Origin of the sequence: Chromobacterium paludis, from assembly GCF_008275125.1 — a bacterium.
In the GTDB taxonomy this organism is placed as follows: Bacteria; Pseudomonadota; Gammaproteobacteria; order Burkholderiales; family Chromobacteriaceae; genus Chromobacterium; species Chromobacterium paludis.
Genome location: NZ_CP043473.1, coordinates 2,658,355 through 2,674,775, shown reverse-complemented (window position 1 = coordinate 2,674,775; position 16,421 = coordinate 2,658,355). Strand labels below are relative to the sequence as shown.

Below are 16,421 nucleotides of genomic sequence, written 5' to 3'. Positions count from 1 at the left end.
TCGTTTCCGGATCAGGCCGTGTGCGCCAGCGTCTGGCGCAGCTCGCGGCCCACGGCCACCATCGCCGCCAGCGCCGCCTCCACTTCCGGCCAGCCGCGCGTTTTCAAGCCGCAGTCCGGGTTGATCCATAGCCGCTCGGCCGGGATGACTTGCAGCGCCTTTCGCAGCAGCGCGCGGATTTCCTGCGCCGTCGGCACGCGCGGGCTGTGGATATCGTAGACGCCGGGGCCGATGGCGTTGGGGTAATGGAAGCGGCCGAAGTCCGCCAGCAGCGCCATGTCCGAGCGCGAGGTTTCGATGGTGATCACGTCGGCGTCCAGCGCGGCGATGGCCGGCAGGATGTCGCCGAATTCCGAGTAGCACATATGGGTGTGGATCTGCGTGGCGTCGTCCACGCCATGGCTGGACAAGCGGAAGGCCTCGCCGGCCCAGGCCAGGTAGCCGTCGCGCTGGCCGCGCTTCAGCGGCAGGCCTTCGCGGATGGCCGGCTCGTCGATCTGGATCACGCGGATGCCGGCCGCCTCAAGATCCCGCACCTCGTCGTTCAGCGCCAACGCGATCTGGCGGCACACTTCGCTCCTGGGCAAATCGTCGCGCACGAAGCTCCATTGCAGGATGGTCACCGGGCCGGTCAGCATGCCCTTCACCGGCTTGGCGGACAGGCTCTGCGCGTAGCGCGCCCAGCTGACGGTCATGGCTGCGGGGCGGCTGACGTCGCCGTAGATCAGCGGCGGCTTGACGCAGCGGCTGCCGTAACTCTGCACCCAGCCGCCCTGGGTGAAGGCGAAGCCGGCCAGCTGCTCGCCGAAATACTCCACCATGTCGTTGCGTTCAGCCTCGCCGTGCACCAGCACGTCCAGCCCCAGCGCCTCTTGGCGGCGGATGGCCAGTTCGATTTCCTGCTCCATTGCCGCCTGGTAGTCGGCGGCGGCCAGCTCGCCCTTCTTGAACGCGGCGCGGCTGGCGCGGATGGCCGGCGTCTGCGGAAAGGAGCCTATGGTGGTGGTGGGCAGCGGCGGCAGCTTGAGCCAGGCTTGCTGTTTCTCGGCGCGGATGGGATAGGCGCTGGCGCGGCGGTCGGCGTGCTCCGGCAGTTCGGCCAGCCGCCGCGCGACGGCCGGGTCATGGCTGCGCGGGCTGGCGCGACGCTGTTCGCGGGCGAAGTCGCTGCCGGCCAGCTCGCTGGCGATGGCCGCGCGTCCCTGCGCCAAGCCGCGCTGCAAGGTGTTCAGCTCGTTCAGCTTCTGCACGGCGAAGGCCAGCCAGTTTTTCAGTTCGGCATCGAGGGCGGTTTCGGCGGCGGCGTCGAAAGGGCAGTGCAGCAGTGAGCAGCTGGGCGCCAGCCACAGCCTATCGCCCAATTGTTCGGCCAGCGGCGCCAGGCGCTGCAGCAGTGCGGACAGGTCGGCGCGCCAGATATTGCGGCCGTCTATGACGCCGGCGGATAGGACCTTGTCCGCCGGATAGCCGGGGGCGAAGGCGTCCAGCTGCTCCGGCGCGCGCACCAGGTCCAGGTGCAGGCCGGCCACCGGCAGCGCCTTCAGCCAGGCCGCGTGTTCGGCCACGCCGCCGAAGTAAGTCGCCAGCAGCAGCTTGGGCGCGTGCGGACTCAGTTCGGCATAGGCCGGGGCGAAGGCGTCCCGCCATGCCGGCGCCAGGTCCAGCGCCAGGATGGGTTCGTCCAGCTGCGTCCATTCCACGCCCTCGGCGCGCAGCGCGGCCAGCAATTCGCGGTAGGCGGCGATCAGGCCGGGCAGCAGCGCCAGCTTGTCGAACGCCGCGCCCTTGGCCTTGCCCAGCCACAACAGGCTCAGCGGCCCCAGCAGCACGGGCTTGGCGGCCATGCCCAGCGCGCGGGCCTCGCGCACTTGCGCCAGCAGCCGCTGCGGCTGGGCGGCGAAGGCGGTATCGGCCTGCCATTCCGGCACCAGATAGTGGTAGTTGGTGTCGAACCACTTGGTCATTTCCAGCGCCGGCTGGTCGCGGTTGCCGCGCGCCAGCTCGAAGTATTGCGCGGTGGTCAGCGCGGCGGCGTCGAAGCCAAAGCGCGGCGGGACGGCGCCCACCAGCAGCTGCGCGTCCAGCACGTGGTCGTACAGCGAGAAGTCGCCCACCGGGCTCAGCGCCACGCCGGCGCCTTTTTGCAGCAGCCAGTGCTTCTGGCGCAGCGCCTTCGCGCCTTGCAGCAAGGCGGCCTCGTCCAGCTCGTGTTTCCAATGGCTCTCCAGCAGGGCTTTCAGTTCGCGTTTGGCGCCGATGCGCGGAAAACCTAGCAAGTGGGTGCGGTGGCTCATGGCATGTTTCCTGTTCTTGTCGCAATGGAACAAGCATCTGTCATTGTGTTGTATGATTCAAACTCATTATTTTGCTGTTCAGCATGAATGGAATTGATGATGAGCGTATTGGAGCTGAGGCATCTGAAGAGCCTGCTGGCGCTGGCGGAAACCGGCAGCGTGTCGCAGGCGGCGCAGCGGGTGTATCTGACGCAGTCGGCGCTGTCGCACCAGCTGAAGCAGCTGGAGGCGGCGTACGGGCTGATGCTGTTCGAGCGCAAGACTCAGCCGCTGCGCTTCACGCCAGCCGGCGAGCGGCTGCTGGCGCTGGCGCGCGAGCTGACGGCCAAGGTGGCGGCGGCGGAGCGCGACTTGGCGCGCATCCGCCAGGGCGAGGCCGGCGAGATGCGGGTGGCGGTGGAGTGCCATACCTGCTTTGACTGGCTGATGCCGGCGATGGACGCGTTCCGGCAGCACTGGCCGGCGGTGGAGCTGGACATCGTGTCCGGCTTTCATGCCGATCCGGTGGGCCTGTTGCTCAGCGACCGCGCAGATCTGGCCATCGTGTCCGAGGCCGAGCCGCAGGCCGGCATCGCCTATCTGCCGCTGTTTTCCTACGAGATGGTGGGCATCGCCGCGCGCGAGCATTTCTTGGCGGCCAAGCCGGTATGGCAGGCCGAGGACTTCGCCGGCGAGACGCTGATCCACTACCCGGTGGCCGACGAGATGCTGGATTTGCTGCGCAAGGTGCTGGCGCCGGCCGGCGTGAATCCGGCGCGGCGCACCGCCGAACTGACCATCGCCATCATCCAGCTGGTGGCCAGCCGCCGTGGCGTGGCGGCTTTGCCCTACTGGGCGGTGCAGCCCTATCTGGAGCGCGGCTACGTGGTGGCGCGCCAGATCGGCGAACCCAGGCTGCGCAGCGAACTGTACGCGGCGCTGCGCGAGTCCGACGCCGAGCGCGCGTATTTGCAGGACTTCGCGCAGACGGTGCGGGACTCCAGCTTCGCCCATTTGCCGGGGCTGACGCCGCTGTGCGTTTGAACGCCGGGCTGGCGCGGCGGGGGGGTATTCATTCAGAATATCGCCTCTGCTGAGGCGAAACCAGGAAAGGGCAGGGCGATGGCGGCACTGAAAGCGGCGTTGGAGCAGGTCAGGCGGCAGGCGCTGCCGGCCGATGATCGAGAGCTGTGCGTCGCGCTGCACGATTTTGTGCGCGAGCGGGTGCGTTTCGGCTTCACCAGCGGTTTCGAAACCGTGACGCCGCAAGCCACCCTGGCGCTGGGACGCGGCCATTGCAATGCCCAGGCCGATCTACTGTGCGCGCTGCTGCGCGAAGCCGGCTTCGAGGCCGCGCTGCGCTTCGTCGCATTGGACAAGCGGGTGTTGCGCCACGCCGTGCCGCTGCCGGTATGGCTATGTCTGCCGGACCAGCTGTTCCACGCGGTGACGCGGCTGCGGCTGGACGGCGCGTGGCGGCATGTCGACAGTTATATTTTCCAACGGGCGGCTTTCGAGCGGCAGCGCGGCAGTCTGGCGCAGTCGGGCCTGGCGCAAGGCTATGGCTTGGGCGCGCAGGCGCGTTGCGACTGGCATGGCCGGCAAGACGCCTACGCCCAGGCGGCGCCGGCGGACCTGCGGCCGGACGATCCGGTCTACCCCACGCTGGCCGATGCCGTGGCGGCGCGCGCCGGCAACAACCGCCTGCTGGGCATCCATTTCAACCGCTGGCTCGCCGGCGTGCCGCGGCCTTTGCGCGGCCTGGGCGAGTCTTATCTGAACAGCCGTCTCGACGCCGCGGCGTCTTGAGGCGGGCATGGCATACGCATCACAGGATCATCATGGGCATCAAACGTTTGAATCACGCCGTGCTTTACGTCAGCGACGTAGCCGGCAGCGCCGTTTTCTACCGCGACGTGCTGGGCTTCCGCCCCAAGGGCGAAGCCATTTCGGACCGCGCCGTGTTCGCGCAGGCCGCGCATTCCGACAACGATCACGACCTGGCGCTGTTCCAGCGCAATCTGGGCCAGCAGCGCTCCGGCCCGTTCACGCCGCGCGGCGAGACGCCGGATCCGCATCAACCCAAGGCCGGGCTATACCATCTGGCCTGGGAGGTGGACACCCTGCAAGAGCTGAAGCGCATCCGCGATGAGCTGGCCGAGCTGGGCAAGCTGGGCATGGAGGAGGACCACGGCGTGCACAAGAGCGTGTACGGCCATGATCCGGACGGACTGTTGTTCGAGGTGTGCTGGTTCGTGCCGCCGGAGCGGCTGGCGGAGCAGGCCGAGCCGGCGGCCGACGGCAAGCTGGACTGGGCGCGCGAGCTGGCGCGCTACGGCTGAGGCCGCTCCATTTGCCGCGCGCGCAGGCTCAGCGTCCGTCCGCGGGCAGGTAGCGCTCGCGCAGACGCGGCATTTGCCGCCACAGGCAGTCCACCTGGCGAGGATGCTGGCGGGCATAGCCCAGGCTGAACACCCAGTAGTAGGGCTTGCTGCTCAACGGCGGCGACAGCCGGTGGATTTGCAGGTCCGGATGGTGGCGCAGGTAGAGGTCGCCGGCCAATCTATGCAGCACATAGGCGTCGGTGCGGCCGGCCTGCAGCTTGGCGAAATTGTCTTCTATGCCCGCGCTTTCCTCGATGTCCAGGCCGCGCGCCATCAGCTCCCGACCGATGGACCACCCCTGGTTGACGCCCACGGCGCCGCTCATGCCGCCTAGCCAGGCGCCGCTCCAGCGCAGGCGGCTATCCTTGCGCACGTAAAAGGCGTAGTCCAGCGTGGTCATGCGGCGGGACGGGTCCGGCGCGCCCTGGCGCAGCGGGAAGGCCATCTGCCGGCTGCGATCATCGCGGTAGGATAGCAGCAAGGCGCCGTCGAGCCGGTTCAGCGCCAGGTTTTGCACGATGCGCTCGCCCGGCTGGCGGACAAAGCGGCCCTGCAGGCCGCAGCGTCGCAAGGCGGCCTGGGCCAGCTCAATGGCGCGGCCGCGCGGAGGATTGCTGGGCGCGGGGTCTTCGATGACATAGGGGCTGGCCAGGGCGCTGCTGACCGCCACCTGCAAGGGCGGGGCGGCGCATAGCGTGAGCGGGCATAGGGCGGCCAGCGCCAGAGTCGGGCGAGACATGGATGGAATCGGGCAGGGGGAAGCACCCGATTCTATCAGAACGATTACATATAATGCCGGTTATTTTATTTGTATTGTTTAAGATTGGCGTTCGTTTTCCAGCCCCAGCTCCTGGATTTTCCGTGTCAGCGTGTTGCGGCCCCAGCCCAGCAATTGCGCGGCCTCCACCTTGCGCCCGCCGGTATGGGCCAGCCCGGCGTGGATGCAGGCGGTTTCGAAGCGACGCGTCAGCTCGTCCACGATGCCGCTTTCTCCGGCCTGCAGGCGCAGGCGGATTTCCTCTGCCAGTTGTTGCTCCCACGCCTCATCGCGCGCGGCCGCCGCCGGCGTCGCGGCCGGTTCGCGCAGCTCCGGCGGCAGGTCGGCCACTTCCACGGTCTGGCCCGGCGCCATCACGCAGATCCATTGGCACAGGTTTTCCAGCTCGCGCACATTGCCGGTGAAGGCGCTGCGCTGGATCAGCGCCATCGCCGCCTCGGACAGGCGCTTGGGTTCCACGCCCAGCTGGGACGCGCTCTTGGCCAGGAAATGGCGAGCCAGGAGCGGAATGTCCTCGCGCCGCTCTCTGAGCGGCGGCAGGCGCAGCCGGATCACATTGAGCCGGTGGTAGAGGTCTTCGCGGAACTGGCCGTCGCGCACGCGCTGCTCCAGGTTTTGGTGGGTGGCGGCGATCACGCGCACATTGGCCTTGATGGGCGTATGGCCGCCCACGCGGTAGAAATGGCCGTCTGACAGCACGCGCAGCAGCCGGGTCTGCAGCTCGGTGGGCATATCGCCGATCTCGTCGAGGAACAGCGTGCCGCCCTCGGCCTCCTCGAAGCGGCCGCGCCGCGTGGCCAGCGCGCCGGTGAAGGCGCCTTTCTCATGGCCGAACAGTTCCGACTCGAGCAGATCCTTTGGTATCGCCGCGGTGTTCAGCGCGATGAAGGGCTTGCCGGCGCGGATGGAGTGGCGGTGCAGCGCCTCCGCCACGCGCTCCTTGCCGGTGCCGGATTCGCCGGTGATCAGCACGGTGACGTGGGACTGGGCCAGGCGGCCGATGGCGCGGAACACGTCCTGCATGGCCGGCGCCTGGCCCAGCAGCACCGGCAGCGCCTCCGGGCTGTCCGGCCCGCCGCTCTGGGCCTGGCTCTCGGCCAGCGCGCGCTCGATCAGCAGCACGGCCTGGTCGATGTCGAAGGGCTTGGGCAGGTATTCGAAGGCGCCGCCTTGGAAGGCAGATACAGCCGAATCCAGGTCCGAATGGGCGGTCATGATGATGACCGGCAGCTGCGGATGCTCCTGCTTGACCTTGGCCAGGAACTTCAGGCCGTCGGTGCCGGGCATGCGGATGTCGGAAATGATGGCCTGCGGCGTGGCGTCGTACAGCGCGTTCAGCGCGTCGTCAGCGCTGGAGAAACTGGCGAAGCTTATGCCGGCCCGGGTCAGCGCCTTTTCCAGCACCCAGCGTATCGCCTTGTCGTCGTCGATGATCCAGACTGCTTGCCCCATGGGCGTTCTCCTCGTGTTCTTTTGTCGTTATGCCGCGTCGTTGCCGAAGGGCAGCAACACGGTGAAGCAGGTTTGCCCCGGCCGCGATTCGAACTCTATGCTGCCGCCGTGCTGGTGGACGAAGGCCTGGGCCAGGGTCAGGCCCAGGCCGGTGCCTTCGGCGCGGCCGGTGACCAGCGGGTAGAAGATGTGGTCGCGGATGTCGTCGGGAATGCCTGGGCCGTCGTCTTCGATCTGCAATTTCAATGCCAGCTGGTGGCGCTTGCGCGCCAGCGTGATCTGGCGCGCCACCCGCGTGCGCAGCACGATGCGGCCCTGGCCGCGCAGGGCCTGCACCGCGTTGTTGACGATATTGAGCACCACCTGGATCAGCTGTTCCTTGTCGGCGGTGAGCAGCGGCAGGCTAGTGTCGTAGTCGCGCGCCACGGCCAGGCCTTGCGGATGCTGGGCCAGGGCGATGCTGCGCACCCGCTCCAGCACTTCGTGGATGTTGACCTGGCTGCGGCTGCGGCTGCGATGCGGCGCCAGCAGCCGGTCCACCAGGGTTTGCAGGCGCAAGGCCTCCTCGGTGATGACTTCGGTGTATTCCTTCAGCTCCGGCCGGTCGGCCAGTTCGTGCTCCAGCAATTGCGCGGCGCCGCGGATGCCGCCCAGCGGGTTCTTGATCTCGTGCGCCAGGTTGCGGATCAGCTCGCGGTTGGCTTGGTGCTGCAGCAGGGAGCGTTCCTCGTTGGCGATTTTCAGCTGCTGATCGAGTGGCCTCAGCTCGATCAGCGCCAGCGGCGCGTCCGCGTCTATCGGCGTGATGGACAGGGCCACATGCAGCACCACGTCATGATGCTGCGGGCGCAGCTCCAGATCGTGCTCGATATAACTGGCGCCTTGGCGCAGGGCAGTGGCGAGCGCCTGCTCCAGGGCCGGACTGGGCTGGAACAGGTCGATCAGGCTGCGGCGCAGCAGCTCGCGGCTGCCCAGCGCCAGCAGGTTTTCGCAGGCGGGATTGACGAAGCGCAGCGCGGCGGCGGCATCGCAGATCAAAACCGGCGTGTCTAGCAGTTCCAGTCCGGCAAAGCTGGGTGTCGACATGGGCGTCCGTTATGGTTGGGATGAGCGGCGCAGGCGCGCCGACGCATTGCACAGCAATAAGCGCGCCAGCTTGGAGGGGGCGAAAGAGCGGTCCCGCGGCGCAAAGGCGGCGGCTGGATGGATAGTTTGCACCAGATTGGTGCGGCGGGCTAGGGCAGGCCCAGTTCCTTCTTCAGGGCCGCGACGTTTTTCTCGCGGTCGGTGACTTCATCTTGCAGTTTTTGCACCCGGTTCAGGTATTTCTGATAGTTGCGGGCCTCGTCGCCCAGGCGCACGGCCTTGCCGTCCGCCAGCGCTTTCTTCGCCGTTTCCAGCGCCTTGGCCTCGTTGGCCAGTTCCTGTTCCAGGATTTTCTTGCGGCCGTTGTCGCGCTGTTTCTGGGTGTCGGCATCCACGCTGGGGTAGCCGCCGGAAGCGGCGGGCTTCTCTGCGTTGCCGCCGGCCGGCTTGCGGCTGTGGTAGGTGGATAACGGGTTCAGCGTGATGGGCTGGGCGCCGCGCAAGGGCACGTTGGTGTAGGTGACGTTGCCTTGGGCGTCGACATATTTGTAGATGGCGGCGGCCTGCGCGCCGCCGCAAGCCAGCAGCAGGCATAAAGCGAGTGTTTTCATCGTCTGAAGCGGGTATGGATGCCCCTGCATGATAAGCAAATCGAGACGGGCCGTCATGCGACAGGCGGCGCGGAAATGTAAAACGGCAGCCCGCGGGCTGCCGTTTTGCGCGCTGCGTTTCAGCTTACAGCGAATAATACATCGCGAACTCGACCGGGTGGGTGGTCATGCGGGCCAGGTTCACTTCCTGCATCTTCAGTTCGATGTAGGCGTCGATCCATTCGTTGGAGAACACGCCGCCGCGGGTCAGGAACTCGCGGTCCGCGTCCAGCGCGGCCAGGGCTTCGTCCAGCGAGGCGCAGACGGTCGGGATCAGCTTGTCTTCTTCCGGCGGCAGATCGTACAGGTTCTTGTCCGCGGCGTCGCCCGGGTGGATCTTGTTCTGGATGCCGTCCAGGCCGGCCATCAGCAGCGCGGAGAAGCACAGGTACGGGTTGGCCAGCGGATCCGGGAAGCGCGCTTCGATGCGGCGAGCCTTGGGGCTGGCCACGTGCGGGATGCGGATGGACGCGGAGCGGTTCTTGGCGGAGTAAGCCAGCTTCACCGGCGCTTCGTAGTGCGGAACCAGACGCTTGTACGAGTTGGTGCCCGGGTTGGTGATGGCGTTCAGCGCCTTGGCGTGCTTGATGATGCCGCCGATGTAGTACAGGGCGGTATCGGACAGGCCGGCGTAGCCTTCGCCCGCGAACAGGTTCTGGCCGTCTTTCCAGATGGACTGGTGAACGTGCATGCCGGAGCCGTTGTCGCCGACGATGGGCTTGGGCATGAAGGTGGCGGTCTTGCCGTAGCTGTGGGCCACGTTGTGCACCACGTACTTCAGGATTTGCGTCCAGTCGGCGCGCTGGGTCAGCGTGCTGAACTTGGTGCCGATTTCGTTCTGGCCGGCGGTGGCCACTTCGTGGTGATGCACTTCCACCGGGATGCCCAGTTCTTCCAGCAGCAGCACCATGGCGGAGCGGATGTCTTGCGAGGAATCCACCGGCGGCACCGGGAAGTAGCCGCCCTTGATGCCCGGACGGTGGCCCATATTGCCGCCTTCGAATTCTTCAGCCGAGGCCCAGGCCGCTTCTTCGGCTTTGATCTTGACGAAGCAGCCGGACATGTCGGCGCCCCAGGTGATGCTGTCGAAAATGAAGAATTCCGGCTCCGGGCCGAAGTAGGCGGTGTCGCCCACGCCGGAGGCTTTCAGGTAGGCTTCGGCGCGCTTGGCGATGGAGCGCGGGTCGCGGTCGTAGCCCTTGCCGTCGGCCGGGTCGATCACGTCGCAGTGCATGAATACGGTCGGCTCGTCGAAGAACGGGTCGATGCGGGCGGTAGCCGGGTCGGCGATCAGCAGCATGTCGGAGGCTTGGATGCCTTTCCAGCCGGCGATGGACGAGCCGTCGAAGGCATGGCCGCGTTCGAACCAGGCGTCGGCATCTTCCAGCAGCACGTGTGCCGGGATGGAGACGTGCTGTTCTTTGCCGCGGGTATCGGTAAAGCGCAGATCGACAAATTTGACGTCGTTTTCTTGGATCAGCTTGACTACGTCGGCTACTGCCATGGTTTATCTCCTGAAAGGCAACGTGCACCCAAGGGCAAGTGCGGAAAATTGGTACGCCCGGCATTAAGCAGGAAGCGTGCCAGCTTGAAAAACGCAGCTGCTGCATTGTGTCATAGCCATTTGGCCTTAGCCAGCAGCCTGGTATGGACAATATTGAACCAGCTTGGTGCCGCGTGAATTTGATATGCACCATATTGGTGCTATTTGCCAGCCATGCCGCCTGGGCAGATAATCGACAGCATAGGCACAACGTGTTGCAACAGGAGGAAACCAGCATGAGCCGCATGAGCCAGATACTGCAGGCCGCGCATGAGCGGGCCGAGAAAATGGGATTGCCCTATAGCGGGGCGGTGTTGCCGGACGAGGCCTACGAAATGATGCAAGGCTTGCCGAAGGCGGTGCTGCTGGACGTGCGCAGCCACGCCGAATGGCAATTCGTCGGCACGGTGCCGCAAGCGGTCAACATCGAATGGCGCAGCTTCCCCGGCATGGTTCCCAATCCGCACTTCTGGGCGCAGTTGACCCACCAGGTGGACCCGGAGGCGGTGCTGCTGGTGCTGTGCCGCTCCGGCGCGCGCTCAGACGAAGTGGCGCGGCTGGCCGCGGCCAATGGCTATAGCGAGGTCTACAACGTGCTGGAAGGCTTCGAGGGCGACAAGGACGAGAACGGTCATCGCAACTCGGTGGGCGGCTGGCGTCAGCGCGGCCTGCCTTGGGCGCAGGGCTGAGCGGTTTGACGGCGGCGGTTGAAGTTTGCGGCGTTACGCGGCAAAGTGTGGCCTGACCCCGCCGCCAAGCGGCGCATATTTTTGGAAAGCCGACCATGACCGACCGTTACGCCGTTATCGGCAACCCGATTTCCCACAGCCAGTCGCCGTTCATCCATCAGGAGTTCGCCCAGGCCACCGGCCAGGACATCCGCTATGAGAAGCTGTTCGCCGATATCGGCAAGTTCAAGGAGGTGGTCGACGCCTTCGTCGCGGACGGCGGCAAGGGGCTCAACATCACCCTGCCGTTCAAGAGCGACGCCTTCCGCTACGCCTCTGAATTGACCGAGCGCGCGCGGGCGGCCGAGGCGGTGAACACGCTGACTTTCCGCGACGGCAAGGTCTATGGCGACAACACCGACGGCGTCGGCCTGGTGCGCGACATCGTGGAAAACCTGGATTATCCGATAGGCGGCCAGCGCGTGTTGATCCTGGGCGCCGGCGGCGCGGTGCGCGGCGTGCTGGAGCCGATTCTGGAGCAGAAGCCGGCCAGCCTGACCATCGCCAACCGCACCGTGATCAAGGCCGAGGCGCTGGCGCATCACTTCGCCCGCTATGGCAAAGTGGAGGCTGTCGGCTACGACGCGCTGGACGGCCGCAGTTTCGACATCATCATCAACGCCACCTCCACCAGCCTGAACAACGAGATGCCGCCGCTGCCGCATGGCGTGTTCACGCCGCGGACCCTGGCCTACGACATGGTGTACAGCAGCGGCTTGACGCCCTTCCTGCAGCGAGCCCAAGGCGAGAACGCGGGCATGCTGGCCGACGGCCTGGGCATGCTGGTGGAGCAGGCCGCGGAATCGTTCGCCATCTGGCGCGGCGTGGAGCCGGAAACGCGCAAGGTGACCAATATGTTGAGGGAAGTGCTGGCCTGAGCATGACACGCTGGATTCTGAAAATTCTGGCGGCCCTGGCGGCCGCCTTTCTGCTGTATAACCTCTGGATCTTTGGCCACATCCTGTATTGGCGCGACCATAATCCGGACGCCAGCTCCTTCATGAACGAGCAATTGGCCAAGCTGAAGCAGGACGATCCGGAGGCGGAGCTCAGCCATCGCTGGGTGCCGTACGAGCGCATCTCGCCCAATCTGAAGCGGGCGTTGATCGCGGCGGAGGACGCCAAGTTCGTCGATCACGAAGGTTTCGACTGGGATGGCATCGAGGTGGCGTTCGAGAAGAACTTGAAGAAGGGGCGCATTGTCGCCGGCGGCTCCACCATCAGCCAGCAACTGGCCAAGAACCTATTCCTGTCCAGCGGCAAGACGCCATGGCGCAAGCTGGAGGAGGCCCTGATCACTGTGATGCTGGAAAAGACCCTGGACAAGCGCCGCATCTTCGAGATCTATCTCAATGTGATCGAGTGGGGCAACGGCGTGTTCGGCGCCGAGGCGGCCGCGCGCCATTACTTCCGCACCAGCGCGGCCAGGCTGTCTTCCGGCCAGGCGGCCAAACTGGCGGCCATGGTGCCCAATCCGCGCTATTACGACGACCATCGCGGCGCGCCCGGTCTGGCCCGTAAAACCCGCATCATCCAGCGGCGCATGGGTTACGCCGATCTGCCTTGAGGACGAGGTGAACGGGCTGCGTGTCAGCCTGTTTTTTTATGGCATCTGATAGCGCGCGCTCAGCCAGTAGCTGCGGCCCCAGCTGTCGTCCCAATTGCCTTGGTAGCCATTGCTGCCCACACCGGTGGCGTAGGGAGGGGTCTTGTCGCCCAGATTGCTGATGCCGCCGCCAATCTGCCAGCGGCGTCCGGCTTGCCAGCTGGCATTGCAGTCCAGCATGGAAAAGGCCGGCAGCCTAGCCGGCTGTCCCGGCAGGGTGGGCATGCCAGGCCTCGCTGCGTTCAGCGTGCTCGCGTAGCTGCGCACGATCAGATTGCCGCTCCAGTCGCCCAGATGGTGGCCGATGCGCAGTATATTGCGCCAACGCGGCAAGCTGGTTCCCCCTGCCATGTCCTGCGGCAGCGCGCCCGGCGCCAGCGCTTGGGTGAAGCCCAGCACCCGGCTGTAGTGATTCTCAAACTCCAGCTCCCCCAGCCTGCCCAAAGGCAGGCGGTAGTTCAGCGAACCATCGAAGCCTGAGCTTTGTATGGTGCCGACATTGGCATAGGGCAGCTTGAGGTAGTCCAGCTCGCCTCGATCCAGACCGGGATACCAGGAATGGTAAATGTCAGGGATGGGTTTGCGCACGATGTAGCCGGAATGAGCGTACAGGGTATCTTCGTGGTCAATCACGTACTGCGCATCCAGCGCGGTGACGGCGTCCAGCAGGCGGATGCGGTACCAGTCGAGTTTGAGGGTCAAGTCGCGCATGGGCGCCAAGCTCATGCCGAAGTGGACGTTGTCGGCGTGTTCGGCCTTGAGGTCGGGATTGCCGCTTTGGTAAGCCTTGTAGCCTTGATTGCAGCTGGCGGGGTCTTTTTGCTCCCCCTGGCAGACTTTCCAGTCAGAAACATAGGCATAGGCCTGCAGAGTGGAATGCAGCTCGGGCAAGGTGGGCGGTTTGAAGTCGCGGCTGGCGCCGGCATTCAGGCTGAGCCAGCCATTGGCCTGCCAGCGCAGGTCCAACTTGGGACTGATGCTGGTGCCGAAGTCGCTGTAGCGGTCGGCGCGCAGGGCTAGCTGGAGCGCCAGGCGTTTGGCCAGCGGCAAGGCCAGCTCCGCGAACAGCGCTTGGGTGTGGCGCGAAGCCTCCGCCGCCACGGCATACTGATTGAAGATCTGCTCCGCCACCACGCGCGCATCGGGCGTATCGCGCAGCGACTCCTTGCCGAATTGCGCGCCTAGCGCCAGCGCGGCCGTACCGCCTGGCAGCGCAAACAGGTTCTGCCGGCGCAGGATCCCTTCCCCGTCCACGCGTTCCGAGCGTGCCTTGCGTTCAATGGTGGTGAGAAAGGGCTGCGCCAGGGCTGGCGAGTTCCAGGCGGCAAAGGGATCATAGCCGGGGCCGCCGTTGTCGCCATCGTGCAGATTGGCATAGGCGGCCGCGGTATCGATCTGCTTATCTTGCTTTAGGCTCAGTAAATTGAGTCCGTAGCCCAGCGTGCCTTCAGCCTGCCAGCCGCGCCAGTCGCCGCGCCAGCCTCCTAGGAGGTGCCAGTTGTCGCCGCTCAGGCTCTGATAGGACGGTCCCAATTCGTAGACCGGGCGGATGAACATCACGGGATCGCCGTTCTGGAACGTCGGATTGATCGCCTGCAGCTGCGCGGCATGGGCCGCGGGATACATTTTCCAGCTTGGGTCCATCCACCAGTCTTGTCCCCAGGTATTGAAGCTGGGGTAGCCCATCATGTAGCGTTGCTGCTGGTGGGCATAGCTCAATTCGCCGAAAGCCTCTCCTCCCGCGGGGAGGCGCTGGTTGGCGGTGAGCAGCAAGGCAGCCTGGTCATTGCGGTCCGACGCCCAGCTGAAGCGCGCCTGGTCCTGGATGCAGTTGCTGCCGCCGCCGGCATACGGGTCGGGGCTGGCTTGTACCTGCGGGCAGCCCGGCATGGCATAGACATTGGTGTCGCGCTGCTGATCGTCTTGGCCCTGGAAGTTGCGGTCTGCCCAGGTGCCGGGCGGGCCGTTTTGCAAACGGTTGTCGCTGCCGCCCAGCCGGCTGTAGTCGTCGGTGGCGATGGTTGGGTGGCGCGCCTTCAAGATGGGCTCGCGGTGGCTGGCTTGCAGCGTCAGTGTCACATTGTGGCCATCCTGTTCCGGGGCGCCCAGCCCTAGCGTCAGCGCGCCGCTGGCATTGCCGCCATCGCGCTGGCTGTTCTGTCCGGCTTGCAGTGTGCCGATGACGCCTTGGAAGTCACGCCGGGTCTTGAAGTTGATGACGCCGGCCACGGCATCGCCGCCGTATAGCGCGGAAGCGCCGTCGCGCAGGATTTCCACGCTGTCCAGCGCTTTTGTGGGAATCTGGTTCAGATCGACGAAGGTGTTTTCGCCATTGGCGGCAAAGCCGTAATTGGCCAAACGATGGCCGTTGAGCAGGACCAGCGCGTACTTTTCGCTCAGTCCGCGCAGTTGGATGGACGCGCCGCCGGGCGACATGCTGGTGCCGTCCTGGCCACTCTGCGACGCGGTGGTTTCCGTCAGGCGGTAAAGCAGCTTGGCCGCGGTGTCCGCTCCGCTGCGCTCGATCTGCTCGCGGTCCAGAATCTCGATATTGGCGCCAGGCAGGGTTTGCGGCAGACGCGAACCGATGATGGTGACGCTGTCCAATGAGATGGGGGCGTCGTCGTCGGCCTGGGCGGCAAAAGAGGCGAACAGCAGGCTGCAGGTCAAGGGAAAAATCAAGGGGCGCATGCGAAGGCATATGGCATGAAAAGTGATACGGCATGATAGCTATGCGTATTTTCTTGTCAAAAAATAATCCATTCGCATCCATTCATGACGGATGACGCTGCATGGGCGAGCGAGGCGCGGCGCCGTGCCGGCCGTGTGCCGTGTCATGACAGGAGGCCCCTGGTTTTTGGCTCGCGGTCGGCGCGGAATCGGCTGCGATGGCTCAGCTGTTCGCAGCCTGTTTCAGCAGCGTATTGCCTTGAGGGTCTATCAGCTTCACCTTGATGATTTGTGCCTTGAGCGCGCCGCTGCTCAGGTCCGGCTCCTGGGCGTAGGCATAGATCTCCATGGCCTGCGCCCCCCACTGGTTTTTGCTGCGCAGCATTTCCACCTGCCGCGCGGCGGCCTCGTCAGGCGCTTTCAGCTGCTGGAATTGGTCGCCATTGGTGAACACCAGCTGTTCGCTATCGTGATTGTTCCATTGCCGCCAGGTGGCATCGTTGGACAGCTGGGTGTGGAAGCTATGGCTGCCGAATTGGTAGGCCTCCAGCTCCGGCCTGACCTTGAACACGAAGTAGCGATGGGCTTTGGCGTCGGCCAACATGCGGTCAATGCGCGGGGCCAGCGCCTTGGCGATGTCTTGCTTCTTGAAGCCGTCGCCGGTGCTCCGGTATTCCTGTGACAGTTTTTCAGCGATCTTGCCGTAGTCGATAGCGAGCGGGGATAGGCCGTGTATATAAGCCAAGATCTGCTCCGGACCGGTGATGGCGCGGTATTCGCTGTCTGGCGTGGCCACGTCGGCCTTGGGCAGCGCATCTGCGGCGGCTTGTTTGGCCGCCTCCGCGGCATTGGCCGGCGTGGGCGCATGGCTCGCTTGGAGGGGTGGGGCGCCGCCGTCATTGGCGCCGGATCGGCCGCAGGCGCTCAGTAGCAGCGCGGCGACGCACATCAAGGTTTGGGCGATTTTCATTGCGGTTCCTTTTCTGTCTTCAACGAGGTGCGCGCCAGCGCTGAAAGCCTATGCCGGCTAGCGCGAGAGCGCTGGCGGATGCGAGATAACAGCCGATGTCCAGGTGGATCAGGTTATCGGCGCGGAATTGGCCCATCGCCCTTTGCGCCAGTTCCTGACCGCCGAAGCCGGCAGCCATATCACCCGCCAGTTCCATGGCGTGATGATATTGAAGCCACAGGCTCCCGCCGCCGCGACGCGCCCCTGGCTTGCTGCGCGGTTGTGGTGAATGATTTTTCCGC

15 protein-coding genes are annotated in these 16,421 nt (G+C 65.4%); 6 read left to right on the top strand and 9 right to left on the bottom strand.

Annotated features, from left to right (window positions below; translation table 11 throughout):
- Positions 1-11 precede the first annotated feature (11 nt).
- Positions 12-2,294, bottom strand: coding sequence for a 5-methyltetrahydropteroyltriglutamate--homocysteine S-methyltransferase (gene metE, locus FYK34_RS12470; RefSeq protein WP_149296912.1), 2,283 nt, complete (start codon positions 2,292-2,294; stop codon positions 12-14).
- 96 nt (positions 2,295-2,390) lie between these two features.
- Between metE and FYK34_RS12465 the strand changes: the two genes are divergently transcribed.
- The 3 genes from FYK34_RS12465 (at position 2,391) to FYK34_RS12455 (ending at position 4,615) form a co-directional block, all read left to right on the top strand.
- A complete protein-coding gene (locus FYK34_RS12465; RefSeq protein WP_149296910.1) occupies positions 2,391-3,317 on the top strand; it encodes a LysR family transcriptional regulator in 927 nt (308 codons plus the stop codon).
- A 78-nt stretch (positions 3,318-3,395) separates the two neighbouring features.
- Positions 3,396-4,082, top strand: coding sequence for a transglutaminase domain-containing protein (locus FYK34_RS12460; RefSeq protein ID WP_149296908.1), 687 nt, complete (start codon positions 3,396-3,398; stop codon positions 4,080-4,082).
- 32 nt (positions 4,083-4,114) lie between these two features.
- Entirely contained in the window at positions 4,115-4,615 is a 501-nt protein-coding gene (locus tag FYK34_RS12455) for a VOC family protein (RefSeq protein ID WP_149296906.1), read from the top strand.
- 28 nt (positions 4,616-4,643) lie between these two features.
- On the opposite strand, the gene FYK34_RS12450 is transcribed toward FYK34_RS12455, so the two are convergent.
- The 5 genes from FYK34_RS12450 to glnA form a co-directional block, all read right to left on the bottom strand.
- Positions 4,644-5,396 (bottom strand): substrate-binding periplasmic protein, encoded by a 753-nt coding sequence (locus FYK34_RS12450; protein WP_149296904.1) that lies wholly within the window; start codon positions 5,394-5,396, stop codon positions 4,644-4,646.
- A 78-nt stretch (positions 5,397-5,474) separates the two neighbouring features.
- The gene (gene ntrC, locus FYK34_RS12445) at positions 5,475-6,887 is read right to left on the bottom strand and encodes a nitrogen regulation protein NR(I) (RefSeq protein WP_149296902.1); all 1,413 of its coding nucleotides are present in this window, start codon (positions 6,885-6,887) and stop codon (positions 5,475-5,477) included.
- A gap of 27 nt (positions 6,888-6,914) precedes the next feature.
- Positions 6,915-7,973 carry a nitrogen regulation protein NR(II) gene (glnL, locus tag FYK34_RS12440; protein ID WP_149296900.1) on the bottom strand — a complete coding sequence of 353 codons (1,059 nt, stop codon included), beginning with the start codon at positions 7,971-7,973 and terminating at the stop codon, positions 6,915-6,917.
- A 149-nt stretch (positions 7,974-8,122) separates the two neighbouring features.
- Positions 8,123-8,584 carry a DUF4124 domain-containing protein gene (locus tag FYK34_RS12435; RefSeq protein ID WP_149296898.1) on the bottom strand — a complete coding sequence of 154 codons (462 nt, stop codon included), beginning with the start codon at positions 8,582-8,584 and terminating at the stop codon, positions 8,123-8,125.
- 124 nt (positions 8,585-8,708) lie between these two features.
- The gene (glnA, locus tag FYK34_RS12430) at positions 8,709-10,127 is read right to left on the bottom strand and encodes a type I glutamate--ammonia ligase (RefSeq protein WP_149296897.1); all 1,419 of its coding nucleotides are present in this window, start codon (positions 10,125-10,127) and stop codon (positions 8,709-8,711) included.
- 275 nt (positions 10,128-10,402) lie between these two features.
- On the opposite strand from glnA, the gene FYK34_RS12425 reads away from it, so the two are divergent.
- The 3 genes from FYK34_RS12425 (at position 10,403) to mtgA (ending at position 12,461) form a co-directional block, all read left to right on the top strand.
- A complete protein-coding gene (locus tag FYK34_RS12425) occupies positions 10,403-10,855 on the top strand; it encodes a rhodanese-like domain-containing protein (RefSeq protein ID WP_149296895.1) in 453 nt (150 codons plus the stop codon).
- A 95-nt stretch (positions 10,856-10,950) separates the two neighbouring features.
- Positions 10,951-11,772: a shikimate dehydrogenase gene (gene aroE, locus FYK34_RS12420; RefSeq protein WP_149296893.1), complete on the top strand. Its 822-nt coding sequence runs from the start codon at positions 10,951-10,953 to the stop codon at positions 11,770-11,772.
- Between the two features lie 2 nt (positions 11,773-11,774).
- Positions 11,775-12,461 (top strand): monofunctional biosynthetic peptidoglycan transglycosylase, encoded by a 687-nt coding sequence (mtgA, locus tag FYK34_RS12415; protein WP_149296892.1) that lies wholly within the window; start codon positions 11,775-11,777, stop codon positions 12,459-12,461.
- Positions 12,462-12,497: 36 nt separating this feature from the next.
- Here the strand turns inward: mtgA and FYK34_RS12410 are convergent, their stop codons facing one another.
- The 3 genes from FYK34_RS12410 to FYK34_RS20490 form a co-directional block, all read right to left on the bottom strand.
- The gene (locus FYK34_RS12410; protein WP_149296890.1) at positions 12,498-15,191 is read right to left on the bottom strand and encodes a TonB-dependent receptor plug domain-containing protein; all 2,694 of its coding nucleotides are present in this window, start codon (positions 15,189-15,191) and stop codon (positions 12,498-12,500) included.
- A gap of 202 nt (positions 15,192-15,393) precedes the next feature.
- On the bottom strand, positions 15,394-16,140 hold the full coding sequence (locus FYK34_RS12405; protein WP_149296888.1) for a DUF4852 domain-containing protein: 747 nt from the start codon (positions 16,138-16,140) through the stop codon (positions 15,394-15,396).
- Positions 16,141-16,159: 19 nt separating this feature from the next.
- Positions 16,160-16,336 (bottom strand): hypothetical protein, encoded by a 177-nt coding sequence (locus tag FYK34_RS20490; RefSeq protein WP_168209732.1) that lies wholly within the window; start codon positions 16,334-16,336, stop codon positions 16,160-16,162.
- Between the last annotated feature and the right edge of the window lie 85 nt (positions 16,337-16,421).

What these genes read in the sequence shown, in the direction of transcription:
- mtgA (WP_149296892.1), top strand. Translation starts at nt 11,775, where the DNA reads ATGACACGCTGGATTCTGAAAATTCTGGCGGCCCTGGCGGCCGCCTTT.
- FYK34_RS12460 (WP_149296908.1), top strand. Translation starts at nt 3,396, where the DNA reads ATGGCGGCACTGAAAGCGGCGTTGGAGCAGGTCAGGCGGCAGGCGCTG.
- metE (WP_149296912.1), bottom strand. Translation starts at nt 2,294, where the DNA reads ATGAGCCACCGCACCCACTTGCTAGGTTTTCCGCGCATCGGCGCCAAA.
- FYK34_RS12450 (WP_149296904.1), bottom strand. Translation starts at nt 5,396, where the DNA reads ATGTCTCGCCCGACTCTGGCGCTGGCCGCCCTATGCCCGCTCACGCTA.
- FYK34_RS20490 (WP_168209732.1), bottom strand. Translation starts at nt 16,336, where the DNA reads ATGGAACTGGCGGGTGATATGGCTGCCGGCTTCGGCGGTCAGGAACTG.
- aroE (WP_149296893.1), top strand. Translation starts at nt 10,951, where the DNA reads ATGACCGACCGTTACGCCGTTATCGGCAACCCGATTTCCCACAGCCAG.
- FYK34_RS12455 (WP_149296906.1), top strand. Translation starts at nt 4,115, where the DNA reads ATGGGCATCAAACGTTTGAATCACGCCGTGCTTTACGTCAGCGACGTA.
- ntrC (WP_149296902.1), bottom strand. Translation starts at nt 6,887, where the DNA reads ATGGGGCAAGCAGTCTGGATCATCGACGACGACAAGGCGATACGCTGG.
- FYK34_RS12410 (WP_149296890.1), bottom strand. Translation starts at nt 15,191, where the DNA reads ATGCGCCCCTTGATTTTTCCCTTGACCTGCAGCCTGCTGTTCGCCTCT.
- glnA (WP_149296897.1), bottom strand. Translation starts at nt 10,127, where the DNA reads ATGGCAGTAGCCGACGTAGTCAAGCTGATCCAAGAAAACGACGTCAAA.
- FYK34_RS12435 (WP_149296898.1), bottom strand. Translation starts at nt 8,584, where the DNA reads ATGAAAACACTCGCTTTATGCCTGCTGCTGGCTTGCGGCGGCGCGCAG.
- glnL (WP_149296900.1), bottom strand. Translation starts at nt 7,973, where the DNA reads ATGTCGACACCCAGCTTTGCCGGACTGGAACTGCTAGACACGCCGGTT.
- FYK34_RS12465 (WP_149296910.1), top strand. Translation starts at nt 2,391, where the DNA reads ATGATGAGCGTATTGGAGCTGAGGCATCTGAAGAGCCTGCTGGCGCTG.
- FYK34_RS12405 (WP_149296888.1), bottom strand. Translation starts at nt 16,140, where the DNA reads ATGAAAATCGCCCAAACCTTGATGTGCGTCGCCGCGCTGCTACTGAGC.
- FYK34_RS12425 (WP_149296895.1), top strand. Translation starts at nt 10,403, where the DNA reads ATGAGCCGCATGAGCCAGATACTGCAGGCCGCGCATGAGCGGGCCGAG.